The sequence below is a fragment of the Bacillus sp. FJAT-52991 genome (assembly GCF_037201805.1).
Classification (GTDB): domain Bacteria; phylum Bacillota; class Bacilli; order Bacillales; family Domibacillaceae; genus Bacillus_CE; species Bacillus_CE kandeliae.
The window spans coordinates 1,332,053-1,358,215 of the sequence record NZ_CP147404.1 but is presented as its reverse complement, the minus strand read 5'-3'; the positions used below and the strand labels follow the sequence as shown (position 1 = coordinate 1,358,215).

The 26,163-nt window shown below is 39.5% G+C and carries 24 protein-coding genes; all 24 read right to left on the bottom strand.

Annotation, left to right across the window (positions count from 1 at the left end):
- Positions 1 to 8: 8 nt before the first annotated feature.
- The gene (gene nusA / locus WDJ61_RS07015; RefSeq protein WP_338754064.1) at positions 9 to 1,127 is read right to left on the bottom strand and encodes a transcription termination factor NusA; all 1,119 of its coding nucleotides are present in this window, start codon (positions 1,125 to 1,127) and stop codon (positions 9 to 11) included.
- 119 nt (positions 1,128 to 1,246) lie between these two features.
- The gene (gene rimP, locus WDJ61_RS07010; protein ID WP_338754063.1) at positions 1,247 to 1,717 is read right to left on the bottom strand and encodes a ribosome maturation factor RimP; all 471 of its coding nucleotides are present in this window, start codon (positions 1,715 to 1,717) and stop codon (positions 1,247 to 1,249) included.
- Between the two features lie 162 nt (positions 1,718 to 1,879).
- Positions 1,880 to 6,202, bottom strand: a complete 4,323-nt coding sequence (locus WDJ61_RS07005) for a PolC-type DNA polymerase III (protein WP_338754061.1) — start codon at positions 6,200 to 6,202, stop codon at positions 1,880 to 1,882.
- 136 nt (positions 6,203 to 6,338) lie between these two features.
- Positions 6,339 to 8,048 carry a proline--tRNA ligase gene (locus WDJ61_RS07000; RefSeq protein WP_338754059.1) on the bottom strand — a complete coding sequence of 570 codons (1,710 nt, stop codon included), beginning with the start codon at positions 8,046 to 8,048 and terminating at the stop codon, positions 6,339 to 6,341.
- Between the two features lie 20 nt (positions 8,049 to 8,068).
- Positions 8,069 to 9,334: an RIP metalloprotease RseP gene (gene rseP / locus WDJ61_RS06995; protein ID WP_338754057.1), complete on the bottom strand. Its 1,266-nt coding sequence runs from the start codon at positions 9,332 to 9,334 to the stop codon at positions 8,069 to 8,071.
- 18 nt (positions 9,335 to 9,352) lie between these two features.
- Positions 9,353 to 10,495 (bottom strand): 1-deoxy-D-xylulose-5-phosphate reductoisomerase, encoded by a 1,143-nt coding sequence (gene dxr, locus WDJ61_RS06990; RefSeq protein ID WP_338754056.1) that lies wholly within the window; start codon positions 10,493 to 10,495, stop codon positions 9,353 to 9,355.
- Positions 10,496 to 10,520: 25 nt separating this feature from the next.
- On the bottom strand, positions 10,521 to 11,312 hold the full coding sequence (locus WDJ61_RS06985) for a phosphatidate cytidylyltransferase (RefSeq protein WP_338754055.1): 792 nt from the start codon (positions 11,310 to 11,312) through the stop codon (positions 10,521 to 10,523).
- Between the two features lie 34 nt (positions 11,313 to 11,346).
- A complete protein-coding gene (locus tag WDJ61_RS06980; RefSeq protein WP_338754054.1) occupies positions 11,347 to 12,126 on the bottom strand; it encodes an isoprenyl transferase in 780 nt (259 codons plus the stop codon).
- A 156-nt stretch (positions 12,127 to 12,282) separates the two neighbouring features.
- A complete protein-coding gene (gene frr / locus WDJ61_RS06975; RefSeq protein WP_338754052.1) occupies positions 12,283 to 12,840 on the bottom strand; it encodes a ribosome recycling factor in 558 nt (185 codons plus the stop codon).
- Positions 12,840 to 13,565, bottom strand: a complete 726-nt coding sequence (pyrH, locus tag WDJ61_RS06970) for a UMP kinase (protein WP_338754051.1) — start codon at positions 13,563 to 13,565, stop codon at positions 12,840 to 12,842. The genes frr and pyrH overlap by 1 nt, the downstream gene beginning before the upstream one ends.
- A gap of 128 nt (positions 13,566 to 13,693) precedes the next feature.
- A complete protein-coding gene (gene tsf / locus WDJ61_RS06965) occupies positions 13,694 to 14,575 on the bottom strand; it encodes a translation elongation factor Ts (protein WP_338754049.1) in 882 nt (293 codons plus the stop codon).
- A gap of 142 nt (positions 14,576 to 14,717) precedes the next feature.
- Positions 14,718 to 15,449 carry a 30S ribosomal protein S2 gene (gene rpsB / locus WDJ61_RS06960; protein WP_338754047.1) on the bottom strand — a complete coding sequence of 244 codons (732 nt, stop codon included), beginning with the start codon at positions 15,447 to 15,449 and terminating at the stop codon, positions 14,718 to 14,720.
- The gene (locus tag WDJ61_RS06955) at positions 15,418 to 15,594 is read right to left on the bottom strand and encodes a hypothetical protein (RefSeq protein WP_338754045.1); all 177 of its coding nucleotides are present in this window, start codon (positions 15,592 to 15,594) and stop codon (positions 15,418 to 15,420) included. The genes rpsB and WDJ61_RS06955 overlap by 32 nt, the downstream gene beginning before the upstream one ends.
- Positions 15,591 to 16,067, bottom strand: a complete 477-nt coding sequence (locus WDJ61_RS06950) for a hypothetical protein (protein ID WP_338754043.1) — start codon at positions 16,065 to 16,067, stop codon at positions 15,591 to 15,593. The genes WDJ61_RS06955 and WDJ61_RS06950 overlap by 4 nt, the downstream gene beginning before the upstream one ends.
- A 16-nt stretch (positions 16,068 to 16,083) precedes the next feature.
- Entirely contained in the window at positions 16,084 to 16,878 is a 795-nt protein-coding gene (locus WDJ61_RS06945; protein WP_338754041.1) for a FliA/WhiG family RNA polymerase sigma factor, read from the bottom strand.
- Positions 16,879 to 17,034: 156 nt separating this feature from the next.
- Positions 17,035 to 17,391: a hypothetical protein gene (locus WDJ61_RS06940; protein WP_338754039.1), complete on the bottom strand. Its 357-nt coding sequence runs from the start codon at positions 17,389 to 17,391 to the stop codon at positions 17,035 to 17,037.
- Positions 17,391 to 17,888 (bottom strand): chemotaxis protein CheD, encoded by a 498-nt coding sequence (locus tag WDJ61_RS06935; protein WP_338754037.1) that lies wholly within the window; start codon positions 17,886 to 17,888, stop codon positions 17,391 to 17,393. Before WDJ61_RS06935 ends, WDJ61_RS06940 begins: the two co-directional genes overlap by 1 nt.
- Positions 17,881 to 18,522, bottom strand: coding sequence for a chemotaxis protein CheC (locus WDJ61_RS06930; RefSeq protein WP_338754036.1), 642 nt, complete (start codon positions 18,520 to 18,522; stop codon positions 17,881 to 17,883). The genes WDJ61_RS06935 and WDJ61_RS06930 overlap by 8 nt, the downstream gene beginning before the upstream one ends.
- A 12-nt stretch (positions 18,523 to 18,534) precedes the next feature.
- A complete protein-coding gene (locus WDJ61_RS06925) occupies positions 18,535 to 18,972 on the bottom strand; it encodes a chemotaxis protein CheW (protein ID WP_338754035.1) in 438 nt (145 codons plus the stop codon).
- A gap of 21 nt (positions 18,973 to 18,993) precedes the next feature.
- Positions 18,994 to 21,024 carry a chemotaxis protein CheA gene (locus WDJ61_RS06920; RefSeq protein WP_338754034.1) on the bottom strand — a complete coding sequence of 677 codons (2,031 nt, stop codon included), beginning with the start codon at positions 21,022 to 21,024 and terminating at the stop codon, positions 18,994 to 18,996.
- A 17-nt stretch (positions 21,025 to 21,041) separates the two neighbouring features.
- Positions 21,042 to 22,127: a chemotaxis response regulator protein-glutamate methylesterase gene (locus WDJ61_RS06915; protein ID WP_338754033.1), complete on the bottom strand. Its 1,086-nt coding sequence runs from the start codon at positions 22,125 to 22,127 to the stop codon at positions 21,042 to 21,044.
- Entirely contained in the window at positions 22,117 to 23,001 is an 885-nt protein-coding gene (locus tag WDJ61_RS06910; RefSeq protein ID WP_338754032.1) for a MinD/ParA family protein, read from the bottom strand. The genes WDJ61_RS06915 and WDJ61_RS06910 overlap by 11 nt, the downstream gene beginning before the upstream one ends.
- Positions 22,998 to 24,122: a flagellar biosynthesis protein FlhF gene (gene flhF / locus WDJ61_RS06905; protein WP_338754030.1), complete on the bottom strand. Its 1,125-nt coding sequence runs from the start codon at positions 24,120 to 24,122 to the stop codon at positions 22,998 to 23,000. Before flhF ends, WDJ61_RS06910 begins: the two co-directional genes overlap by 4 nt.
- Complete coding sequence (flhA, locus tag WDJ61_RS06900; protein WP_338754027.1) at positions 24,119 to 26,155, bottom strand: flagellar biosynthesis protein FlhA; 2,037 nt, start codon at positions 26,153 to 26,155, stop codon at positions 24,119 to 24,121. The genes flhF and flhA overlap by 4 nt, the downstream gene beginning before the upstream one ends.
- Positions 26,156 to 26,163: the final 8 nt, after the last annotated feature.

Genomic DNA, 26,163 nt, shown 5'->3' with positions numbered 1-26,163 from the left:
TTCACCTCTTATTCAATTTCTTCGGAGGAAAAGTCATAAGCTTCTTCATCTACAGTTTTCATCGCTGCGTCTTCACGCGGATAAATGCCAGCTTCACGAGCATCAGATTCGCTCTTAATATCGATTTTCCAGTTCGTTAACTTAGCCGCTAGGCGAGCATTTTGTCCTCTTTTACCAATAGCAAGAGAAAGCTGATAATCAGGTACAATCACCGTTGTTGCTTTATTTTCCTCATCTACTTGTACATCGATGACTTTCGACGGGCTTAACGCATTAGCAACAAACACAACCGGGTCGTCAGACCATTTCACGATATCAATTTTTTCGCCTTTTAATTCATTGACAATTGCCTGGACACGATTTCCTTTTGGACCGACGCATGCGCCAACCGGATCAATTTCTGGATTTTCTGCATAAACGGAGATTTTTGAACGGTCTCCCGCTTCACGTGATACAGAACGAATCTCAACCGTACCATCAAATATTTCCGGCACTTCAATTTCAAACAGGCGCTTTAATAGACCTGGATGCGTTCTTGAAACAAAGATTTGCGGCCCTTTTGTCGTTCTCTCTACTTTTGTAATAAAAACTTTAATGCGGTCATGTGGCTTATAGCTCTCATTAGGCATTTGTTCAGATAACGGCAATAAAGCTTCAATTTTGCCAAGACTTACATAAATAAAACGAGAATCTTGACGTTGAACGATTCCAGTCATAATATCTTCTTCGCGATCGATAAATTCAGAATAAATGATTCCTCTTTCCGCTTCACGTACGCGTTGAGTTACTACTTGCTTCGCTGTTTGAGCAGCAATGCGACCAAAATCTTTCGGCGTCACTTCTAATTCTACAATATCGCCAATTTCATACGCTGGATTCACTTCTCTCGCACCCGCTTCTGAAATTTCTAAGCGACTATCAAATACTTCGTCTACCACTTCTTTACGTGCAAATACACGCATCGTACCTGTTGCTAAATTGAGATCCACGCGAACATTTTGCGCTTGATTAAAGTTGCGCTTATAGGCAGAAACAAGTGCTGCTTCAATTGCCTCAATGATCACATCTCTTTCAATTCCTTTTTCTTTCTCTAAATACAAAAGAGCATCATATAATTCAGTGCTCATCGAACGTTCCGCCCCCTTAAATTAATTCAAACCATCCTTTATGGAAAGCTGTACAAAAACGGAATTCCCTTTCACTATAGGACAGGAACTATAAAGGCCTATACGTTTCCTTCTCTATATTAAGAGAAGGAAACCGCAAGGCGTGCTTTTGCCACTTTCTCCATTGGGATTTCCACTTGTTTTTTTCTTGTTTTGACCATATATTCAACGGTCAATGACTCTTCGTCATAAGATAATAATGTACCTTCAAAAGCTTTTTCACCGTCAATTGCTTCATACGTTTTCACGTGTACTCTTTTTCCGACAGCTCTTTCAAAGTCTTTTGGCTTCTTTAGCGGTCTCTCCGCTCCTGGCGAAGAAACTTCAAGGAAGTAGTTATATGGAATAGGATCTTTAGCATCTAGTTGCTCGCTTAAACGCTCACTAACGAGGCCGCATTCTTCAATATCCACTCCTGTTTCCTTGTCGATATAAATACGCAAAAACCAATTTTTACCTTCTTTGACGTATTCAATATCCACTAATTCCAAGTTTAAATCTTCTGTAATTGGTGTGACGAGTTCTTCTACAATGTCAATTACTTTACTCATATAATACCTCCTGGTTGACTAGCCTTCCGGACCAAGAAATGAAACTCTATACAAACACGAAAGAGTGGGGATGCCCCACTCTTTCAAAGAGAGTTATCAATTAGTATTTCCATTAAAAATATACCACATCCATCACATATATGCAACTAAGGTGTGTCAAGGCTAAAATAATGACAATTGATTCTGATCCGGTAGTGAAGCGAGACACCCATGATTATCTAAATACTCAATAATAGTCTTGGATACCTTGCCTCGCTGTTGTAAATCTTCTTTCGATAAAAACTCCCCTTCTTCACGTGCTTTTACAATATTATAGGCAGCGTTCGTTCCTAGACCAGGAATCGCATTAAACGGCGGAATAAGCGATTGACCATCGATCACAAATTGATCAGCACTGGAGCGGTATAAATCTACTTTTTGGAAAGAGAATCCTCGTTCACTCATTTCAAGAGCTAACTCTAAAACAGTCAACAAGTTCTTTTCTTTCGGTGAAGCATCGAGCCCTTTCGCATTGATCTCTTCTAGCTTCGATGTAATAGCGGCCGAACCTCTAACCATCGCTTCAATATCAAAATCCTCCGCGCGCACAGTAAAATATGCAGCATAATAAAGCAGCGGCAAATGTACTTTAAAGTAAGCAATCCGAACAGCCATTAATACGTACGCAGCGGCGTGAGCCTTGGGAAACATGTATTTGATCTTTTTACACGAATCAATATACCATTCAGGAACTTTTTTATTGCGCATTTCTTCTTCCATTTCCTCTGTTAGCCCTTTTCCTTTACGAACGGACTCCATAATTTTAAAGGCGAAGGCAGGATCGAGATCTTGATAAATTAAATACACCATAATATCATCACGACAGCCGATTACATCGCTCAGTTCACAAATCCCATTATGAATCAGCTCTTGAGCATTCCCGAGCCAAACATCTGTCCCATGAGATAATCCAGAAATCTGTACGAGTTCGGAAAAAGTCGTCGGTTTCGTATCTTCAAGCATTTGTCGAACGAATCTCGTTCCAAATTCAGGGATCCCAAGCGTTCCTGTTTTACACATGATTTGCTCTTCTGTCACACCAAGAGATTCTGTTCCGCTGAAGATTTTCATCACTTCTGGATCATCGGTAGGAATTGTTTTTGGATCAATACCAGATAAATCTTGCAGCATCCGGATCACCGTCGGATCATCGTGTCCAAGAATATCAAGCTTCAATAAATTATCATGGATCGAATGGAAATCAAAATGCGTTGTTCTCCATTCTGATTTATCACTATCCGCCGGGTATTGAATTGGGGAGAAATCATAAATGTCCATGTAATCAGGCACAACGATAATCCCCCCTGGATGCTGTCCTGTCGTCCGCTTAACCCCTGTACAGCCTTTCGCTAAGCGATCCACTTCTGCGCCGCGAATTTGCAAGTTATTATCAGCAGAGTATCCCTTCACATACCCAAAAGCCGTTTTATCAGCAACTGTACCAATCGTTCCCGCTCGATATACATTGTCTTCACCAAATAGTACTTTTGTATAGTTATGAGCTTTCGGCTGATACTCACCAGAAAAGTTCAAATCAATATCCGGGACTTTATCCCCTTTAAATCCAAGAAACGTTTCAAACGGGATATCATGACCATCCTTCGTGTAGCTTATATTACAATTTGGACAGTTTTTATCCGGAAGGTCAAATCCTGAACCGACAGAACCGTCATTAAAGAACTCCGACTGTTTACATTTCGAACACACATAATGCGGCGGCAATGGATTTACTTCGGTAATTTCCATCATCGTCGCAACGAATGATGACCCTACCGAACCACGTGAGCCAACAAGATAGCCATCTACAAGTGATTTTTTTACAAGTTTATGTGAAATCAAATAAATAACGGCAAAACCGTGTCCGATAATACTTTTTAACTCTTTTTCCAAACGGGCCTCTACGATTTCTGGAAGTTCCTCTCCGTATATGCTGCGCGCCATTTCGTAACTCATTTCACGCGTCTCATCATCCGCCCCTTCGATTTTCGGTGTATATAGATCATCTTTAATCGGCTTGATCTCATCTAAACGATCAGCAACTTTATTTGGATTGAGCACGACAACTTCTTTCGCTTTATCTTTTCCTAAAAAACTGAACGCATCAAGCATCTCATTCGTTGTTCGAAAATGAACATCTGGCAGTTGATGACGATTGAGCGGATTAGCCCCACCTTGAGAATTCACCAAAATTTTGCGGTGAATCTTATCTGTTGGATTTAAATAATGAACATTTCCTGTTGCACAAACAGGCAGCTTTAATTTATCACCAATTTCCACAATCTTAGAAAGAATATCTTCGAGCGCATGATCATCACGAACTAATTCAAGCTCTAATAAATGAGCATAAACTTCTTTCGGATGAATTTCTAAATAATCATAGAAAACGGCTTTTTTCTCTGCTTCTTCACTACCTTTTTGCATCATGCTTTCAAACACTTCACCCTTATCACAGCCTGAACCGATGATCAAGCCTTCACGATGTTTTTGTAAGACGGACCGCGGTATTCTCGGCACGCGATAAAAGTAGTTAATATGAGAAGTAGATACTAATTTAAACAAGTTTTTTAAGCCGACATCATTTTGGGCAAAAATCGTACAGTGGTAAGGGCGAGCTCGCTTATAGGCATCTCCCTCCCCCATATGCTCATTAAATTGATCGTGATACGTAATTCCTTTTTCAGATGCATCTTGTAACATTTTCAACATTAAATAGCCGGTCGCTTCCGCATCATAAATCGCTCGGTGATGCTGAGTTAATTCCACATCAAATTTCTTCGCTAACGTATTTAAGCGATGATTTTTCATACTAGGATATAAAAACCTCGCTAACTCTAACGTATCAATGACAGGATTCATTGCCTTTTCGATTTTGTAGCGCTCATACCCTACTTGAAGAAAGCCCATATCAAAGGAAGCATTATGAGCGACTAAGATCGCATCCGCTGTCCACTCTTTAAACTTTTGTAATACCTCTTCTACTTCAGGGGCATTTTCAACTAAATCATCCGTAATTCCCGTTAAATTAATGGTGGTAGCTGATAAGGGATGATGCGGATTCGCAAAGGATTCGAATCGATCAATAATCTCTCCATTCTTAATCTTGACACCAGCTAATTCAATAATCGTATCATAGACAGCTGATAATCCCGTTGTCTCTACATCGAAGACGACATATGTTTCATCCGGTAAAAAACGATGGGCATCATGATAGGCAATCGGTACGCCATCATCGACTAAGTTCGCTTCAAGTCCATACAATACTTTAATTCCATTTTTCTTTCCGGCGCTATACGCTTCAGGGAATGATTGGGTAACGGCATGATCAGTAATGGCGATCGCTTTATGACCCCATTTACTGGCTTGAGCGACGAGTTCACTCACAGGGGTAACAGCATCCATTTGACTCATTGGCGTATGCAGATGAAGCTCTACTCGCTTCTCGTCTTCTGGAGCTGTATCTCGGCGAGTAACTGGCGAAAATTCATTGATATCATTGGCAATCATCACAAGATCTCGAACAAATGTATCATTTTGAACCGTTCCCCGCGCTCTCACCCACATCCCTTTTTTGACTCTGCTTAACAGGGCCGCATCTTCTTTATCTCGAGAAAACATTTTCACTAAAAGAGAATCAGTGTAATCAGTAATTTTAAAAGTTAACAATGTTCGGCCACTGCGAAGCTCTTTTGTTTCCGCATCGAATACGTAACCTTCGATCGCAATACGCCGTTCTTCATCTTGAATTTCTTCAAGCTTTTTAAATTCGGCATCTTCTTTGATCTTCAAACCAATCATTAATGGACCGTCAAATTCCTGCCCCTCCTCTTTTGCACTTGCTTCTCGTTTTTGCATATCAACAACAGCTTGCATCGCTCGCTCAGCATCTTCTTTTTGTTTCGCCTCCAAAAATTGCTGAAAGGCTTCATCTTTTTCTGCCTCAATAATTTCTACATCAAATGCGAAAGAGGGAAAGCCATAATTTTGATAAATATGGACCACCCATTCCCCATACTTATTCTTTAATGCCATCCCTTCCGCTTCATTATTTACTGCAACCACAAGCTTATTCCCTTTTACAGTAGGCGGCTGTTTCATTAGTAAAGCAAGCATGGGTGGCGAAATACCTTCTAGCTGCTTCACACAGAGATTCCAGTATTGTCTGATCAATACCTCTGACACTTCTGGATTTTTTGCTTTAATTGAAAATGTGACCGTAGCAATTTCTTTAAAAGTGTGCACTAACTGATTCATGAACAGCTCCAACACTTGATAAGGAACAATTTGTTCCACTAAAAATGAAAAATGCCATCTTTTCTGTTGTCGCTCCACCGTCAGTTTAGAAATTTCCGCTCCTTCAAAGTGCTTCACAATGGCATCATCGATCAAATTTAACTGCTGTAGTAATAATTGAAACCTTTGTCGTTTCCCTTGGGATTCCTCACTCATTTTTACGCCTCCCAATTTTTTATAATCGGAAGAAAAAGGTACCTAAAGCAGGCACCTTTTTCTCTCCTCCACCAAAAAACTTCTTGTCCATTTCTAGAAGTTTGATAGCTAATTTATCCATCATTTCATCTATACATTAAGATATTGTGCGAAGCAATTCATCTAATGCTGTCACTAATTGTTCCTTAGGTACTTCAATCGTTTCTCCAGTTGAGCGTACCTTTACTTCTACAATTCCTTCAGATGCTTTTTTGCCCACTGTAATTCGAACAGGTAAACCAATTAGATCACTATCGGCAAATTTAACACCAGGTCGCTCTGCACGATCATCCATCAAGACATCAAAACGTTTTTCACGAAGCAGGTCATAAAGCTGTTCAGCTAACTCGCGTTGGTGATCATCTTTCATATTGATTGGAACGAGATGAACATCATATGGAGTTAACGCTTTCGGCCAAATGAAGCCTTTCTCATCGTTAAATTGTTCAGCGACTGCAGCTAATGTGCGGGATACACCAATACCGTAACATCCCATAATCATCGGTTGAGTGCGTCCATTTTCGTCCAAATAAGTCGCATTCATCGCTTCACTGTAACGAGTTCCTAATTTAAAGACATGGCCCACTTCAATTCCTTTGGCAAACTTAATAGTGCCTTGTCCATCAGGAGAAGCATCGCCCTCTTGAATAAAGCGAAGATCCGCATATTGATCGACTGTGAAATCTCTTTCTGCATTGACGTTGATATAATGGAATCCTTCTTCATTTGCGCCACACACCAGATTCGTAATGGCTTGTACGGCATGATCCGCTATTACTTTCACGTCACCCTTCATATCTACAGGGCCAAGAGAACCGATTGAGCAACCTAAAATATCGCTGACTGTTTCAGGAAGAGCTAACTCCACTTGATCCGCTTGTAGCAAGTTTTTCAACTTAATATCATTTACTTCATGATCGCCTCTAGCAAGAACAAGAACGTACTCTTCATCTACTTTAAATAAAAGAGATTTAATACATTTTTCTGGGGCTACATTTAACAAAGCAGAAACGTCTTCAATTGTTTTCGCATTTGGGGTAACCACTTTTTCTTTCTCTTTTTCTGATTCATCGCTTTTTTCATATGTTGTAACAACAGGAGCCATTTCGATATTAGCCGCATAATTGGATTGATCAGAATAAGCAATCGTATCTTCTCCGATATCTGACAGCACCATGAATTCATGCGTGTCTTTCCCACCCATCGCTCCAGAGTCCGCAATTACCGCTCGGAAATTCAAGCCACAGCGACGGAATACATTCGAATAAGCAGTAAATAAACGATCATACACTTCATCTAGACTTTCCTGAGAAGCGTGGAAAGAGTAAGCATCCTTCATCACAAACTCTCTTCCACGAAGCAAGCCGAAACGCGGGCGCTTTTCATCACGGAACTTTGTCTGAATTTGGTATAACGTCAACGGCAGACGCTTGTACGATTTGATTTCATCACGAACTAAGCTGGTAATAACTTCTTCATGAGTCGCCCCTAATGCAAATTCACGATCATGACGATCTTTTAAGCGCATCAACTCCGGACCATACGTATACCAACGGCCTGATTCTTGCCAAAGCTCAGCTTGTTGTAAAGCCGGCATTAACAATTCTACTGCTCCAGCAGCGTCCATTTCTTCACGAACAATTTCTTCCACTTTTCGCAACACTTTTTTGCCAAGTGGTAAATAACTATACACCCCGCTAGCATTTTGTCTAATAAATCCAGCTTTTAATAACAGCTGATGATTTTTCACCTCTGCATCAGCAGGAGTTTCTCTTAATGTAGGAATTAACGTTTGGCTTTGTTTCATGACATACACCTCAAACTATATTATTGTAAAAAGAATCGTTGAATATCATTCCAAGTAACAACGATCATTAACAGCATTAATAATGCAAACCCGACGAAATGAACCATCCCTTCTTTATGACGATCAATCGGCTTGCCTCGGACAGCTTCTACTAAGAAGAATAACAATCTCCCACCATCAAGTGCTGGAAGTGGTAATAAGTTCATAATCCCAAGGTTGATACTTAATACCCCTGCCCATTTCATTAAATTCATTATACCAGATTGAGCGACTACCTCTGTAGAGACATAAATCCCAACTGGTCCAGAGAGCATATCGATGGAAAATTGACCCGTTACTAGTTTGCCGACCATTTTAAAAATTTCCGTCGTCCAGAAGTATGTTTCCTTTGCAGCATATACAATGGAGCCAAAGAAATCTTTTTCGACTGGACCGTAAACGCCAATCACACCACTTTCTTTTTCTTCACCTTCAATTTGACGTGAATCTGGTGTAACAGGAATTTGTAACGTGTTTCCGTCTCTTTCCACCGTAAAGTCCATTTCTGTCTGTGGATTTTTCTGAATCAATTCTACAATTTCCTGCCAACTCGACATACCTTCACCATTGATGCTGATGATTTTGTCCCCTTGAACTAACCCTGCTTCTTTTGCCGCACCATCAGGCGTTAATTGACCTAATTCAGGCTCGTTCGTTGGAATTCCTTGAACCAAAGCAATGATAATAAACACGATGAACGCTAAAATAAAGTTAAATAGTGGTCCAGCAAAAATAGTTATGGCGCGTTGCCCAAGTGTTTTTGACGAAAACTGTCGATCCCACGGAGAAATTTGCGTTTCGATTCCATCCTCAGCAATGACAGCTTCTCGATGAATAGAAAAGGATTTCAATTCCTCTTCCCCATCCTCATAGCCTCGTATAAGCAGTTGATGTTCAAGATCGGCTTCCTCGACCTCAATAACACGAGCTTTCGGGTAACGATCCTTTCCATTAACAATAATTTTGACAATTTCCTCTTGTTCATTACATACGACACCAACTCGATGACCAGCTTTTAAATCGACCATTTCAGGGTCCTCACCAGCCATGCGAACATAACCACCTAACGGCAAGAGACGAAGAGTATAAACTGTTTCTCCTTTTTTATGAGCAAATATTTTCGGCCCAAAGCCGATCGCAAACTCTCGGCAAAGGATACCCGCTCTTTTGGCAAAAATGAAATGCCCTAATTCATGAAAAAAAACGAGCGCGCCAAATATTACAATAAATGCTATCACTGTGTTCAAATGTATAACCACCTTTTTTTATAAAAGTGAGTGGACGAAAATCCTTGTTTCTTTATCAGTTTGCTGAATCGTTTCTAAATCCGGGTGTAAGATTTGCTTATGTTGTTCTAAAGAACGTTCCACCAATCCATCAATTTGTAAAAATGAAATCTTTCCCGCAAGAAAAGCGGCGACCGCCTCTTCATTCGCTGCATTTAATACAGTTGGCATCGTTCCGCCAGCCTTACCTGCTTGATAAGCTAATGCTAGCATCCGGAACCGGTCAAGGTCCATTTTCTCAAAATGCAACTTCCCTATCTCTACTAAATTTAAGCGTTTAGACCCCAGCTGTACAAAGCGATCTGGATACGTTAAAGCGTATTGAATGGGTACCCGCATATCCGGCGTTCCCAATTGAGCAATAACTGAACTATCATGAAATTCGACCATCGAATGAATAATACTTTCACGATGTAAAATAACATCTATTTGCTCATATGGCAAATGAAACAGCCAATGTGCTTCAATTACTTCTAAACCTTTATTCATCATCGTTGCCGAATCAATCGTGATTTTTGCTCCCATTGACCAGTTCGGATGATTGAGTGCTTCCTTCACGCTTACATGTTTCAATTCTTCTCGAGAGCGATCTCGAAAGCTTCCGCCAGATGCTGTCAAAATTAAACGCTCAATATTTTTCGATTGTTCTCCTTGTAGACATTGAAAAATGGCCGAATGCTCACTATCGACAGGCAATAGACTAACATGATGCTTTTGTGCCGCCTCCATGACTAAATGCCCGGCTGTCACTAATGTTTCCTTGTTCGCTATCGCAATCGTCTTACCTGCTTCAATGGCTTGCATCGTTGGAAACAAACCTACACTACCAAGTACAGCATTCACTAATATATGTGCTACAGGATAGACCGCTACTTCAACAAGTCCTTCTTCCCCATACGTAACGTTTAGAAAAGGAAATTCTGCTTGCAAACGAAGAGCATCATCCTTTTCCTGAACCGAAACAAGCTCTGGATGAAACTTGTGAATAATTTTTCTTGTCTCCTCTATATTTCTTCCAGCCGAAAAAGCAACGAGAGTAAAGTCTTCGCTATGATGCTCGATCACATCGAGCGTTTGTTGTCCAATGGAGCCTGTAGCACCTAATAGACTTATCTTCTTCAAACCCATTCATCTCCTCAACCAAACTTCAATTAACAAATTGTAAAATATGGATAAGCGGGAACACAAACAGCCAGCTATCCACACGATCTAAAATCCCTCCATGTCCAGGTAAAATCGTCCCGGAATCCTTGACACCAAAATGGCGTTTTAAAGCCGATTCAGCAAGGTCACCAATCTGTCCAAACGCAGAAAGGATGACCGTACCTATCAATAGCTGTGCGAGTGCGATATCTATATCGGCGAAGAAATAAAACAATGCTGCAACAACAACAGCTGAAAGGATACCTCCTACAGAACCCTCAATCGTTTTTTTCGGGCTAATTTCAGGCCACAATTTGTGCTTTCCAAACGAACGCCCAATGAAATAGGCTCCCGAATCCGTTGCCCATGTGATAAATAAAGCAAAGAAGATAAATACAACTCCCGCTTCTCTCGTTTCCATAAAATAATAAAATCCAAAGCCGATATATAATACAGAAAGGACACAAAAGCCTACATCTTCAAATGTAAAGCGATTTTTAGACATGACCATGTAAACTAATAACCACAAGACCATGAGCAACATCAGTTGCAATTTGTCATAACCTGCCTGCTCGATTACACTGCTCATCTTATTAGGAATTAATAAAATGGCTAACATGATTATTGACAGAATTCCTGGTACAGAAGCTAACGAAATCTGTTTCATTCTTAGTGCTTCTCCGAGACCTATTACGGCCATCAAAAAGGCTAGTAGTAAAAATGGCCAGCCGCCATAAAGTACAATTGGCAAAAAAACGGCTGCAGCAATGACAGCTGTTATGATACGTTGTTTCATTTTATAAACTCCTAACTTTCATCGAAATTCGAATTTATGATTGCAAGCCACCAAATCGACGAGACCGCCGCTGATATGACTCAATCGCTTCTAGTAAGTGGGTTTCATTAAAGTCAGGCCACAGCACATCAGAAAACCAAAATTCTGTGTAGGCAAGCTGCCAAAGCATAAAATTACTTAAGCGTATTTCCCCACTCGTTCTAATCAGTAAGTCTGGATCGTTTAAATGCTTCGTCATTAAATAACGGGAAAAGACTTCTTCATTTAATTCATCTTCTTTTAGTATACCATTTTTGACATCATGCATTATACATTTCACTGCATCTAATATCTCTGCTCTACTCCCATAGTTCAAAGCAAAGTTTAAAATGAGGCCATCATTTTGTTCAGTGTCTTTTCTGGCTTTGTCGACCGCACGTAATGTGTGCGTAGGAATTTGCTGGCGGTCCCCCATCATTTCTACTCTAACATTTTCATCAATCAATTCAGGCAAAAACGTACTAAGAAACTCTTCTGGAAGCTTCATCAAAAAATCTACTTCCAGTTTGGGACGTTTCCAATTTTCAGTCGAAAAAGCGTATAAAGTTAACGTTTTAACTCCTAGACGATTGGCTAATCTCGTTATTTTTCTAACGGTTTTCATCCCTTCATGATGACCAGCAATTCTAGGAAGGGCTCTTTTCTTTGCCCACCTGCCATTCCCATCCATGATAATGGCAATATGTTCCGGAACCGAATCTTTTTTGATTTGTTCAATCTTATCTTCAGTATGATGGACTTCATTCTTTCCCCACAACTTCTTTTTGTTGATCATAAAATATCCTCCAAATGTAACCTCATCAATGTAATTAAAAAACACTACCTATTATAATACCAAAATCTCTCGATGATTACTTTGTAGAATTTTATGTATTTCATTTTTCTTCTTAAAAACAAGAAAACCCCCTTACAAAGAAGAGGGTTATGATCGTTAAACTTCCATGATTTCTTTTTCTTTATCTTTGGCGATTTCGTCAATTTTCGTAATAAATTGATCGGTTTCCTTTTGAACATCTTCCGTGTGGCCACGTAGAGCATCCTCAGTAATTTCGCCCGCTTTTTCAAGCTTTTTAAAGTCTTCATTGGCATCGCGACGAATATTGCGAATAGCGACTTTTGCATCTTCTGCTTCTTTCTTTACTAACTTCGCCAATTCTTTACGGCGCTCTTCTGTTAAAGCAGGGAAAGCCAGACGAATGACTGAACCATCATTGGATGGCGTTAGCCCTAAATCTGATTTTAAAATCGCTTTTTCAATGTCGCCAAGTGCTGTTTTATCATAAGGCTGAATCACTAACAGTCTCGCTTCTGGCACTGAGACAGAAGCCAATTGGTTAATTGGCGTTGGCGCTCCGTAATACTCTACTGTCACGCGATCTAATAACTGGGCGCTCGCACGACCAGCACGAATTGAAGCTAACTCTCTTGTAAAAGCTTGAACTGCTTTTGTCATTTTGTCATTTAATTGTTCCATTACTTTAGTTGGCATTATTCTTTCCCCCTAACAATTGTTCCAATATTATCTCCCATGACAACACGTTTAATATTTCCGCTTTCCATTACAGAGAACACAATTAACGGAATATCGTTATCCATACATAAAGAAGAAGCAGTTGAATCCATTACAGCTAATCCTTCTTTTAACACATCTAAATAGGAAAGCTCGTTATATTTGACCGCTTCTTTATCCACACGTGGATCCGCAGAATATACACCGTCTACATTATTTTTTGCCATCAAAATCACTTCTGCTTCAATTTCAGCAGCTCTTAAAGCAGCGGTTGTATCTGTAGAGAAATAAGGATTTCCTGTACCTGCTGCAAAAATAACGACACGTTTCTTTTCTAAATGGCGAATAGCACGACGACGGATGTAAGGTTCGGCCACTTGGCGCATTTCAATGGATGTTTGAACACGAGTTTCAATACCTAGTTGCTCTAAACTATCTTGTAAAGCCATCGAATTCATCACCGTTGCTAACATGCCCATGTAATCAGCTGTCGCACGGTCCATACCCATTTCACTACCGATTTTCCCTCTCCAAATGTTTCCACCACCAACAACAACTGCTACTTCCACATCTAATTCTGCAATTTCTTTTACTTGTTCTGCAATGGACTTAATGACTTTAGGGTTAATACCAAACCCAGCATCTCCTGCCAATGCCTCTCCACTAAGCTTTAATACAACACGTTTATACTTTGGAACGCTCATGTAGACCTCCATATGTAATGGTTTTGATTACGATTTTGCCGAAACTTCTATATGAAATCCCTCACCAACAAGCGGTAAGGGATTTCCAATTTTCCATACATTCTTTCTGATGAAGCAATGGTAAGGAATTATTTTTTTACTTGGCTCATTACTTCCTCAGCAAAGTTATCTTGACGCTTCTCGATTCCTTCACCAACAGCATAACGAACAAGCGCTTTTACTGTTCCACCTTTAGATGCTACAAATTGACCAACTTTTTGGTCAGGGTTTTTAACGAATGTTTGATCCACTAAGCAAATATCTTCAAAGAATTTGCTGATGCGGCCTTCAACCATTTTCGCAACGATGTTTTCTGGTTTACCTTCGTTTAATGCTTGTTGCGTTAATACTTCACGCTCACGCTCTACTTCTTCTTGAGATACTGCATCACGTGAAATGTATTTTGGACTTAAAGCAGCTGCGTGCATCGCTACATCTTTCGCTGCTTCTTCATCTGTTGTACCTTCTAGAAGTGTTAATACACCAATACGTCCACCCATGTGAAGGTAAGCGCCAAATGCATCATTGTCGCCTTTTGTTACAATTTCAAAACGGCGTAATGTTAATTTTTCACCAATTTTAGCGACTGCTTCGTTGATTTGCTCAGACACTGTTTTGCCATTGCTCATTGTTTGGTCATGCGCTTCTTCGATAGAAGCTGGTTTGCTTGCTAATAAGTGATCCGCTAATTCTTTTACAAGCTGTTGGAAGCCTTCGTTTTTTGCAACGAAATCTGTTTCAGAGTTTACTTCTAAGATCACTGCTTCGTTACCTTCAGCTTTGATGAAAGTTGTACCTTCAGCAGCAATACGGTCCGCTTTTTTAGCTGCTTTAGCGATTCCTTTTTCACGAAGGAAGTCAATAGCTTTCTCCATATCCCCGTTTGTTTCTGTTAAAGCTTTTTTACAGTCCATCATGCCTGCGCCTGTTTTTTCACGAAGTTCTTTTACCATTTGTGCAGTAATTGCCATAAGTATTCTTCCTCCTTTAATTGTATGTAACTATCAAATATATGATTAGCACAGAAAAGCTGACTATACACCTTTTCTGGCTTTTTCCCTTTAAAAAAAGGTGATAAGGGACTTTCGTCTTATCACCTTTTTATCACAACTGTTACTCAGCAGTAGCTACTTCTTCAGCCGCAGCAACTTCAACTGTTTCTTCGCCTTGTTTAGCTTCTAAAATCGCATCTGCCATTTTTCCAGTTAAAAGTTTCACTGCGCGAATCGCATCATCATTTGCTGGGATCACATAATCGATTTCATCCGGATCACAGTTTGTATCAACAATACCAACGATTGGGATGTGTAATTTGCGAGCTTCAGCAACCGCAATACGCTCTTTACGTGGGTCAATGATGAACAATGCATCTGGAAGATCTTTCATATCTCTAATTCCGCCTAAGAATTTCACTAAGCGTTCATGTTCTTTTTTCAATTGAACTACTTCTTTTTTAGGAAGAACTTCAAATGTTCCATCCTCTTCCATTTTCTCGATGTTTTTTAAACGTTGTACACGTTTTTGAATTGTCGAGAAGTTTGTTAATGTACCACCTAACCAACGTTGGTTTACATAGTACATACCAGAACGTTCTGCTTCTTCTTTCACAGACTCTTGAGCTTGTTTTTTCGTACCAACGAAAAGAACTTTTCCGCCATCTTCTGCTAATTCTTTTACGAATTTATAAGCTTCTTCGACTTTACGAACTGTTTTTTGAAGATCGATGATATAGATCCCGTTACGCTCTTGGAAAATATATTTTTTCATTTTTGGGTTCCAACGGCGTGTTTGGTGTCCAAAGTGTACACCAGCTTCAAGCAATTGTTTCATTGAAATAACTGACATGTTTTGTTCCTCCTAATGGTTTTGATTTTCCTCCGCTTGCCTCATTTTCGTCCAGAAACTGTTTAAACAGCACCATCTGTCCAAATCCGCAAACGTGTGTATTAACACCGTTACTAAATATAACATATCCTTCTAAAGCAATCAACTATTTTTCCCGATGTTTGAAAATTTCAAAGCCAATTCAACTTCTGTCTTTCCTTTATTTAATTTCTTCGCGATGTCTTCAACGGTTAAACCTTGTTCGTGAAGAAGAGCGATTTCGTCTTCAAACTGCTTTTCTTTCGATAAAATCGCGTTTCCGCTTGTTGAACTAGCCGCTTTATACCCTTTAGCTGCTCTTGCACGTTGTAAATTTGGGATCGATAGCTCCTGCTTTTGAACGGGCGAAGACTTTATTTCATTTATTGTCGATTTTTGTGACAATTGTTGAATAAGTTTCTCATTTTCCTCTTTCATCTCTAACAAATAGGCATCCATCATTTCTTCCATTTCTTGAGCAATTTTTTGTTGTTGTTTTTTTACATCAAACAAGCGATTTTGTCTCAAGAATAGAAGAATAATGGCAAATAGAGCGACTGCATTTAATATAAGCGAAATCCATATGAAAAGTGTCGTCATGTTTCCTTCTTATCCTCTAATTTGTTTTCCTTAATGAAGGCGCCGTTCCATTCACCTTTATCAGCTGGTTTTTTAGTTTGAAAATAGCTTTTGAATGAATTTGGGAGATTCTTGATGTCGATAAGCTCATCACTTCACCTATTTCAGTCAAAGTCAGTTCTTCATGATAAAACAAGCTCAGCACCATTTGCTCTTTTGCTGTTAACTTAGAAATTTCTTGTACAAGCTCTTGGATGAGCTCACCTTTTAAAACTTCCTCTTCCGGTGAAATCGTCTTCTCATCCTTTAATATAAACCCTTTGGCATCAGAATGATCCGAATCTTGTACATGTTCATCCATAGAAAGCACATTGGCAAATAAGTGTTCAGTCATGGTTTGATGAATTTCATCTTCACTTAAGTTGAGCTGCTCCGCTACTTCAACAGCCGTAACACGACGCAAATATTTTTGCTCCATTTCCTCTATCTTCGCTTCGATCTTCTTCGCTTTTTCTCTTGTACCACGCGGTAGCCAATCTTCTTTTCTCAGACCATCCAATATGGCGCCGCGAATTCGAAAGGAAGCATATGTGTCAAACTTTAAATCCCTAGACGGATCAAATTTAGTTAATGCATCTAATAATCCCATTAAGGCTAAGCTTTTTATATCTTCTTTATTGACGCTCCGTGGCAAATTCGCTGAAATTCGTTGCGAATGAAAAGAAACAAGAGGCATATACTTTTCCACCAGCAAGTTTCCTGCCTGGCTATCACGACTCTTTAACCAAGCATCCCATAATTTTTCTTCTTCATTAACATTCATCCTAGGCATTTTCTATCTCTCCTCCTCGGGTTAACCTCGTCGAGAAGTTTATTTCTAAATGATTTATTCTGGCTTCATAAAGTTCTTGATAATATTATTAAGAAACTAACTACAAATGTCCGGTGGCAATTTTTGTAAAGAAGTGGATTAGGGCCACCATTCTCTTCACTCGTTAATCATTTCACGAATAATTGCAGCAGTTTTCTCGCTGTCTGTCATTTCTAGTTGTTTAGCTACAGTGTCTTGATCAGCTTTAATAGATATTGTATCTTCACGATTTTCTTCTTGTGTTTCTTCTTGAGCCGACAGCCCTTCCTCTACATGCTTCGCAGCAAAACTATCGGGAGGAAAAGCGATAAACAACATGAAACGAATAATAAACATCAATATGAAAAACATGGCAGCCACAACAAATGAACCTAAAATAACGGGCAACGGTTCCCCATTAGGAAATGAAAGTAGAAAATAAAGAGTAAACCCTGCAATCATGAACCAGATATTCCATAAAATTGAGCCTCTCATTATATTTCTCGAACTCCTTTATTTACCGTTCGAATCATTAACCGGCACGTGTCCGGATCAAATTCAATGGTTCGACCGTTATTACCACCAACATCTTCAGCAGCAATCTGAATGTTTTCTTCTCTCAATTTACGTTTGACCGCTTCAACATTTCTTGGCCCTATTCTCATAGAATCACTTTGAGGGCTAAATTGAAACATTTGGGCGCCGCCTGCAAGCTTTGCTTTTAATCTATACATTTGAGCGCCTTCTCTTTTTAAAATGTTAAGTAGTTCCCTGATTCCTGTATCTGCAAATTTTGCTTTGTTAATATTGTCGGTTTTAGCAAGAGCTGAGTCTGGTAACATAACATGAACCATTCCTGCAAGAGCCTGCTGTTCATCATAAATGACAACTCCAACACAAGAACCTAGACCTGATGTCCGAATGTTGTCCGGAGAACGAACGATATTTAGCTCAGCAATCCCTACTTTCACGATTTGTTTGATTCTATTCATTCATCTCGACTCCCAAGGCACGAAATATTGTGGGGAAAGAGAAGGGAGCAGGAAGCAAAAAGAAATGCCCTTTCACTTCCTCCTCTTCACCTGTCTCCTCTTCTTTAAGTACCGTGTCAATGACAATTGCATAATCCCCATATTGAGAGGCTTCTACTAAACCAAAGCTAATAATGGCGCCAAACATATCAATCGCTAATTCAGGGACAGATGGATAAAGCTGCAGTTGTGTAAAGTCGCTTAAGGCTGATAAGTAAGACCCAGACAAAATATTCCCTAGCTCTTGCATAGCAGAGTAACCAATGGTTTCTCCATTCATTCCTTGAAAAGAAAACTGTTTATCGCCTGTCATATTGCGAATATAATTTTCCGCTTGTTCCAAAGACAGGATGAAAAACATATTTCCACTCGCTTCTCCTTCTATCCTTAAGCTGACACTAACCACTTCTTGGTCCGCTCCACCTGCCATTTCCATCATTTCATTAAAACTAGCAATCCTTACGCTAGGCACTTTCATATCTACCTTTTTATTTAAAAGTGTAGAAAGAGCAGTCGCCGCATGCCCCGCTCCTATATTTCCAATCTCTTTCAATATGTCTAAGTGGAGAGTTTGAATTTGATCGATATAGCTCATGTATTTACTCCTTTACTTAAACACTTTTTCTAAGCTTAATAAAATTAAAAGCCTTTTCTCTAATTTAGCTACCCCAGTAATATATTCCGCTTCTATAGAACCAACAACATCGGGCTGAGGTTCAATGATGTCACTTGAAATATCAAGCACATCATTCGCTCCATCAACGACTAGCCCCACTTCCATCTCATCAAAAGAGGCAATGATAATTCTAGTATTCTCATTATATTGTTCATCAGGAAGATTAAATCGATTTCGCAAATCAATAATCGGTGTAACAACCCCACGTAAGTTAATAACGCCTTTAATAAAAGGGACTGTACCTGGAACTCGAGTAATATGCATTAATTTCTCTATAGAATGGACTTGATGGACTGGGAAAGCATATTCTTTATCCATTAGTTGAAAGGCAATCACTTTTATTGTAGACGGAGCACTCATATTACTCATCATTTTCCTTCCTTCCATCAATTATTTAATCAATGCATTACAATCTACGATTAAGGCAACCTGGCCATCTCCTAAAATCGTAGCACCTGAAATAGCAAAAACATTTGTTAAATAATTCCCTAGTGATTTCAATACTACTTCTTGTTGACCAATAAAGGAATCGACAACAAGCCCGGCCATTTTATCGCCTTTTCGAACAATGACGATTGAATAGTATTCATCTTTTTCTTCAACAGTTGGCACTTCAAAAATTTGTTCTAAGAAAACAAGTGGAACGACTTTACCACGAAAATCAATGACTTGTTGTGTATGTGCTTTTAAAATATCCGTTTTCTTCACAATCGCTGTTTCAATAATCGAAGACAATGGAATGGCATATTTCTCTTTTTCCACTTCCACTAGCATGACAGAAATGATTGATAACGTCAGTGGCAACTGAATCGAAAAGATAGAGCCTTTTCCTTCGTAGGCATCGATACTAATCGAGCCTCCAAGGGATTCAATCGTTGTTTTTACGACATCGAGTCCGACGCCGCGTCCTGAAATATCTGACACCTGTTCAGCTGTAGAGAATCCAGAAGCCAAAATCAGTTCATAAACCTGCTTATCTGAAAGGGTAAGCGCCTGTTCCTCTGTTACGACTCCTTTTGCAAGAGCTTTACTCAACACTTTTTCTCTGTTGATTCCCGCGCCGTCATCTTCAATTTCGATAAATACATGGTTTCCGCTATGGTAGGCTTTTAGTTTCACCGTTCCTTCAGCAGGTTTTCCTTTCGCTTTGCGGTCTTCTGGCTTTTCTATGCCATGGTCAATCGCGTTACGGATTAAGTGAACAAGAGGATCACCAATTTCATCAATCACCGTACGATCAAGCTCGGTATCCGCCCCGATAATTTCCAAGTTAATTTGCTTGTTTAACTCGCGGGCAAGCTGGCGAACCATTCTCGGAAAACGGTTGAACACCGTTTCTACTGGAACCATTCTCATGTTTAAAATGATATTTTGTAAATCACCAGAAATTCTTGACATCCGCTCCACGGTTTCATTAAGCTCTGGATGATTAAGATCCCCGGAAATTTGTTCTAGCCTTCCACGATCAATCACAAGCTCTTCGAATAAATTCATCAAAATATCCAAGCGTTCAATATTTACACGAATCGTTTTATTGGCGACAGCTTGCTGTTTATTTTGTTTTGCTTCTTTCGTTTCTTTCACTTCTTTATTTTCAGCCGGCTTGCTAACCTCTGTTTGCACCTCTTGTTGCGGTGCTGCATTCACATTTAAAGGTTCAAACTCTACTTCCCTAATGGTGACATTCACGACTTCTGATACTTTTTTAACTTTGCTTTCAATTTCTTGAGCAGGATCTTTCGTAATGATGGTAACAATGAACTTTTCATCAAATTTCTCTTCTTCTAATTGTTCCGTTGAAGGGGTTGATTTAATGACTTCTCCGCATTTTTCAAGCACTTCAAAGACCATAAATACTCTGGCCGCTTTAAGAACACAATCACTTCTTAATTCAACTTCAATTTCTAGGCAAGAGAAGCCCTGTTCCCTAGATTGTCCAATTACTGTCCGTTCAAATTCATCGTATTCAGATGCGTATGATGTTTGAGCCAATGGTTCAGACACTGCTGCAGCTACTTCTTCAGAAGCTGCTGATAATGCCTCTCCATTTTCAATTTTCAACAGTTTTTCAACAATGGCGGTGACATCTCTTTTTCCATCTCCACCAGAGGCAATATCATTGACCATTGCCTCTAGATCGTCAATTGAAGCAAAAACAACATCTAATATTTCCGCGGTAACTTGGATTTTATGGTTTCGAATCGCATCTAAAACATTCTCCATTTTATGTGTTAAGTTTGCTAAATCCTCATATCCCATCGTTGCAGACATCCCTTTTAACGTATGGGCTGAACGAAAGATTTCATTAACAATTGAGATGTCTTCTGGATTTTTCTCCAAAACTAAAAGATTTTCATTTACTGCTTGCAAATGTTCCTTGCTTTCTTCAATGAAAATTTCTAAATATTGATTCACTTCCATTAGCCGCTCATCCCTCTCTAAGGTATATACTTAACAATTGTTTCTGCAATTTGATCCACTGGTACTACTTCATCTACTACATGTGTAGCAATCGCTGCTCTTGGCATTCCAAACACTACACATGTATCTTTGGACTCAGCAATAGCCGATACATTCCCATTTCCCGTCTCTTTCAGCTTGAATAAGCCATTAGCACCGTCCGCCCCCATACCTGTCATAACGACAGCAACTTTGTTGTAGTCTAATATCTCACTTACCGACTCAAAAAGCACATCAACAGAAGGACGATGTCCATTCACTGCAGGGGTTTGATCTAAATGAACAGCTAAAGAGACTCCAACTTTCTTCACTTTTAAGTGATAATTTCCCGGTGCAATATACGCCGTATTATTTCTTAAAATCTCACCGTCTTCCGCTTCTTTAACAGAAATGGCCGAAAGTGAATCTAGCCTTTGAGCAAGTGAATGAGTAAAGCCTGCCGGCATATGTTGAACAATTAATACAGGTGCATTAAGAGTGGCTGGAAGCCTCGTTAGTACACTTTGAAGGGCGCGTGGACCTCCTGTTGACGTTCCGATCACAATTAATGTTTTCCCGTTTGTTTTTGAGCATTCTAGCCTATTAGTTGGAAAAGCATGTGCTTTTTTAACACTCGGTTTGCTATGAATTTTCGGTTTATTGAATACAGAGATAGGACGGACATTAGCCCGACTAGCTGCTAACACTTTTTCAATCAGCTCATCTTTGATTTTGTATAAATCCACTGAAATAGTCCCGGAAGGCTTAGCGATAAAATCAACCGCGCCTTTTTCCATAGCTAGCATCGTTGTTTCAGTGCCTTTTTTCGTTAAACTTGAAAGCATAACAATAGGTGTTGGTTTGTGCTCCATAATGTAGCTCAGCGCATCTAGGCCATCCATCTCAGGCATTTCCACATCCATCGTCATAACATCCGGCTTGTATTTCTCAAATTTCGCAATCGCGTCCTTGCCATTACGTGCCGTCGCTACTACATCAAGTTCGGGATGGTGATTTAAAATATCGGTGATCAACTTCCTCATAAAAGCTGAATCATCTACCACGAGTACTTTTTTATTTTTCATTTTCACCCCTGCCTTTCATGAAAAAATGACGAAGCTTTTCAATAAATCTAGATGACTTCCCATTAAATGAAGGGGCGTTTGACCCCGTCAAATAATTATTCGTCATCGTCTTACATGCTGTAGAGATCGAAGCATGCGGAAAAGCAAGTGAAAAAGGCATTTGTTTCGTGACTGCTTGTTTCACATGCCGATCCTCCGGCAATATTCCAAGCTCAATGATCTCCCTTTGCAAAAAGCGGTCCACTACATTTTGCAGCCGCATGATCACTTCCCTACCTTCTGCAAGACTTTCTGCTCGATTACATACAAGATAAAACGTATTCGTTCCTCCTCGAAGGTGAATAAACTTAAGCATCGAATAAGCGTCAGTAATCGAAGTAGGCTCAGGTGTGGTCACCACAAAAATATCTTCCACTGACATCAGTATCTCTAAGGATTCTTTTGTCACTCCTGCTCCCATATCAAAAATTAAATAATCATACTGGTATTGTAATTCCTCAATCGCGGATAGCCATCGCTCTAAATAATGGTCATCCCATTCAATTAACTTACTTAAACCAGAGCCTCCTAGTATATAAGACACTCCTTCAGTTCCATTTATAATCAACTCTTCAAGGCTGCATCCCTTTTCAAAAAATTCAACAATGGAGCGTTCGCCTGTTATACCTGATAACACATGGATATTTCCCATACCTATATCCATATCAAATATTAGCACTTTTTTCCCATACTGTGTTAAATTTAAGCCAAAATTCATAGAAATATTAGATTTTCCTACGCCGCCTTTTCCACTAACTACAGCAACCGTTTTTGCTAAATTTCCAGTTAACCGATTGACCTTTTGTCGCAATCCCGAAGCTTGATCATATGTCATACATCTTCACCAAAAATAATATCAACGATTGTTTCTGCATCGATTTCCATTAAATCATCCGGGACGTTTTGCCCATTCGCGATAAAGGCCACTCCTTTTTGAAAATGACACATCAAATTAAGAAGGGTACCATGTGTTTTCGTCTCATCCATTTTTGTAAAAATGAACTTTTGGATCGGAATAAGAGAAAATTTATCAATAATCTCCTTCAAATCATTTTCTTTCGACGTAAGGGCCACCACTAAATAACTTTCCACTTCTTCTTCAAAGGAAATCATATTTTTTAATTCTTTCACATATCTTTCATCACGGTAATTTCGTCCTGCTGTATCAATGTAGACAATATCGCAGTCTTCCAATTGTTTGATGATTCCTGTGAAGTCTTCCGCCTTATAAGCTACATGCATCGGTACTTTCAGTAAATCAGCATACGTTTTTAATTGATTAATAGCTGCAATTCTGTACGTGTCAGTGGAGATAAAGGCGACTTTCTTCCCTTTTTCCAACACACTGTCAGCCGCCATTTTTGCTAATGTGGTCGTTTTTCCAACACCCGTTGGTCCAACAATATTGATATATTTTTTCTTTTGATCCGCTCTTTCTTGTAACGGCTTAATTTTGTGTAATAACCATTCTTTCGCCCACGCAAGCGCCTCTTGTTCGTCCACATGCCCCTTGGAGTTCTTCCATTTTAATAACAGAGCTTGCTTTAACTCCATAATTAAAGCGTCTGACACTTCCTGCTCTTTTAATACGACTAATGGTGGCTGCAATTCTTCTGGTACACCTTCAAGAACTTTTTGGTTGTCACGAGAATACTGCTCTAATATTTTTTTTAACTCTTTTACTTCTTTAGAGAGCACCTCCGCATTGTTTATGGATTGAACTGTAGGTTGGCTTTTTTCAATCATTGGAACCATTCGAGGCTTTTCTTTCACTTCCGGGCGAGCATGCGGATCAATTGCAGCTACGACTTCAATCGCTTTCTTTTTAAATAAGCCGAAAAAGCCACCTGTATAGACCGTTTTTGATTGAAGAATAACCGCTTGTTTCCCTAGATCCGCTCGAATTTTTTTCATGGCTTCTTGCATAGAGGAAGCCCGATATTTTTTTACTTTCAATCTATGTTCACCACCCCAACACTTTGCACTTCAACATTTGGTTCAAGCTCGTTATATGAAAGAATCGGAAGTTGTGGAAAATATCTCTCGGATAATTGTTTAATGTACATCCGAATCGCTGGTGAACATAGAATAATCGGTGTTTGCTGCATAAAAGAAACTTGCTCCACTTGAGCAGCCATCGCTTCAATTATTCGTTGAGAATCCATTGGATCTAATGATAAAAAGTTTCCATGTTCTGTTTGTTGGACACTATCGGCTATTAATTTTTCAATTCCACCAGAAAGCGTGATTACTTTTAAAGAATCATCACTTTCTATGTATTGTCTTGTAATTTGCCTTGCAAGTGCCTGACGGACATACTCCGTTAATAGATCGGTATCTGATGACATTTTGCCAAAATCCGCGAGAGTTTCAAATATGACTGGTAAGTTTCTGATGGAAATATTTTCTTTCAGTAACTTAGCCAATACCTTTTGCACTTCTCCTACAGACAATGGATTTGGTGTCACTTCTTCTACTAAAATTGGGTACGCTTCTTTCAAATGTTCAATCAATTGCTGCGTTTCTTGACGACCAAGTAATTCATGCGCATTTGCTTTAATCACTTCTGTTAAATGTGTCGATACTACACTTGGAGGGTCGACCACGGTATAGCCCAGTATTTCAGCCTGCTCTTTCATTTCCTCTGTAATCCATTTAGCCGGTAAACCAAAAGAAGGTTCAATCGTATCAATTCCTTCAATTGAATCATCTTCTTCACCTGGACTCATCGCTAAATAATGGTCTAATAGCAAATCTCCTTGTGCCATGACACTACCTTTAATTTTAATCTGATATTCATTTGGTTGAAGTTGAATATTATCACGAATGCGGACAACCGGAATGACTAACCCTAACTCAATGGCAAGTTGACGGCGAATCATTACTACCCGATCTAGTAAATCTCCACCTTGTGTAGCATCTGCTAATGGAATCAAACCATATCCAAATTCAAATTCAATCGGATCAATATTTAATAAATTAACGACACTTTCAGGACTCTTTAACTCTGCTGTTTCAATTTCTTCTTCAGCTTCGATCAAGTCTACCTCATCCTTCTCCGGCGCTCTTTGTAGCATGAAGGCTCCTCCTGCTAACAGACCCGCAATCGGTATCGTTAATAAATCGCTAATAGGTGTCGCAACCCCTAATAAAAAAATCGTTCCTGCTGCGACATACAGCATCATCGGATAAGCGAGTAACTGAGACATAACGTCCTCGCCTAAATTTCCTTTCGAAGCTGCTCTTGTCACCACAATCCCTGTCGCTGTAGAAATTAATAGGGCTGGAACTTGTGAGACAATTCCATCTCCTACCGTTAATAAGGAATATCGTGCGGCCGCCTCCGATAATGACAATCCTTGTTGAACAGTACCGATGATAATACCAAAAATTAGATTAATGATGACGATGATAATACCGGCGATCGCATCACCTTTCACAAACTTGGTCGCACCGTCCATCGCTCCATAAAAGTCTGCTTCACGGCTAACCTTTTCCCGGCGTTCTCTCGCTTCTTGTTCAGAAATCATTCCGGCATTTAAATCGGCGTCAATACTCATTTGTTTCCCTGGCATCGCATCAAGAGTGAAGCGAGCGGCCACCTCAGACACACGTTCAGATCCTTTTGTAATAACAATAAACTGAATAATAATTAAGATTAAAAAGACAACCATCCCAACGACTATATTTCCGCCGACAACAAATGTTCCGAACGTCTCAACAACGCCACCTGCTTCACCCTTACTTAAGATCGAACGAGTGGTAGACACATTTAGCCCTAAACGGAATAATGTCAACAATAGTAAAAGCGATGGGAAAATTGAAAACTCCAATGCCTCTCGCATATTCATCGAAATAAGTAAAACTAAAAGTGCAAGAGAAATATTAACAATGATTAATACACTCAATAACCATGATGGCAACGGAATAATTAACATGGCAACTATTAAAATTACACTCAATAACACGGAGATATCTCTTGCTTGCATTTCTCTCT

What these genes read in the sequence shown, in the direction of transcription:
- nusA (WP_338754064.1), bottom strand. Translation starts at nt 1,127, where the DNA reads ATGAGCACTGAATTATATGATGCTCTTTTGTATTTAGAGAAAGAAAAA.
- rimP (WP_338754063.1), bottom strand. Translation starts at nt 1,717, where the DNA reads ATGAGTAAAGTAATTGACATTGTAGAAGAACTCGTCACACCAATTACA.
- WDJ61_RS07005 (WP_338754061.1), bottom strand. Translation starts at nt 6,202, where the DNA reads ATGAGTGAGGAATCCCAAGGGAAACGACAAAGGTTTCAATTATTACTA.
- WDJ61_RS07000 (WP_338754059.1), bottom strand. Translation starts at nt 8,048, where the DNA reads ATGAAACAAAGCCAAACGTTAATTCCTACATTAAGAGAAACTCCTGCT.
- WDJ61_RS06985 (WP_338754055.1), bottom strand. Translation starts at nt 11,312, where the DNA reads ATGAAACAACGTATCATAACAGCTGTCATTGCTGCAGCCGTTTTTTTG.
- WDJ61_RS06980 (WP_338754054.1), bottom strand. Translation starts at nt 12,126, where the DNA reads ATGATCAACAAAAAGAAGTTGTGGGGAAAGAATGAAGTCCATCATACT.
- frr (WP_338754052.1), bottom strand. Translation starts at nt 12,840, where the DNA reads ATGCCAACTAAAGTAATGGAACAATTAAATGACAAAATGACAAAAGCA.
- pyrH (WP_338754051.1), bottom strand. Translation starts at nt 13,565, where the DNA reads ATGAGCGTTCCAAAGTATAAACGTGTTGTATTAAAGCTTAGTGGAGAG.
- tsf (WP_338754049.1), bottom strand. Translation starts at nt 14,575, where the DNA reads ATGGCAATTACTGCACAAATGGTAAAAGAACTTCGTGAAAAAACAGGC.
- rpsB (WP_338754047.1), bottom strand. Translation starts at nt 15,449, where the DNA reads ATGTCAGTTATTTCAATGAAACAATTGCTTGAAGCTGGTGTACACTTT.
- WDJ61_RS06950 (WP_338754043.1), bottom strand. Translation starts at nt 16,067, where the DNA reads ATGACGACACTTTTCATATGGATTTCGCTTATATTAAATGCAGTCGCT.
- WDJ61_RS06945 (WP_338754041.1), bottom strand. Translation starts at nt 16,878, where the DNA reads ATGCCTAGGATGAATGTTAATGAAGAAGAAAAATTATGGGATGCTTGG.
- WDJ61_RS06940 (WP_338754039.1), bottom strand. Translation starts at nt 17,391, where the DNA reads ATGAGAGGCTCAATTTTATGGAATATCTGGTTCATGATTGCAGGGTTT.
- WDJ61_RS06935 (WP_338754037.1), bottom strand. Translation starts at nt 17,888, where the DNA reads ATGAATAGAATCAAACAAATCGTGAAAGTAGGGATTGCTGAGCTAAAT.
- WDJ61_RS06930 (WP_338754036.1), bottom strand. Translation starts at nt 18,522, where the DNA reads ATGAGCTATATCGATCAAATTCAAACTCTCCACTTAGACATATTGAAA.
- WDJ61_RS06925 (WP_338754035.1), bottom strand. Translation starts at nt 18,972, where the DNA reads ATGAGTAATATGAGTGCTCCGTCTACAATAAAAGTGATTGCCTTTCAA.
- WDJ61_RS06920 (WP_338754034.1), bottom strand. Translation starts at nt 21,024, where the DNA reads ATGGAAGTGAATCAATATTTAGAAATTTTCATTGAAGAAAGCAAGGAA.
- WDJ61_RS06915 (WP_338754033.1), bottom strand. Translation starts at nt 22,127, where the DNA reads ATGAAAAATAAAAAAGTACTCGTGGTAGATGATTCAGCTTTTATGAGG.
- WDJ61_RS06910 (WP_338754032.1), bottom strand. Translation starts at nt 23,001, where the DNA reads ATGACATATGATCAAGCTTCGGGATTGCGACAAAAGGTCAATCGGTTA.
- flhA (WP_338754027.1), bottom strand. Translation starts at nt 26,155, where the DNA reads ATGCAAGCAAGAGATATCTCCGTGTTATTGAGTGTAATTTTAATAGTT.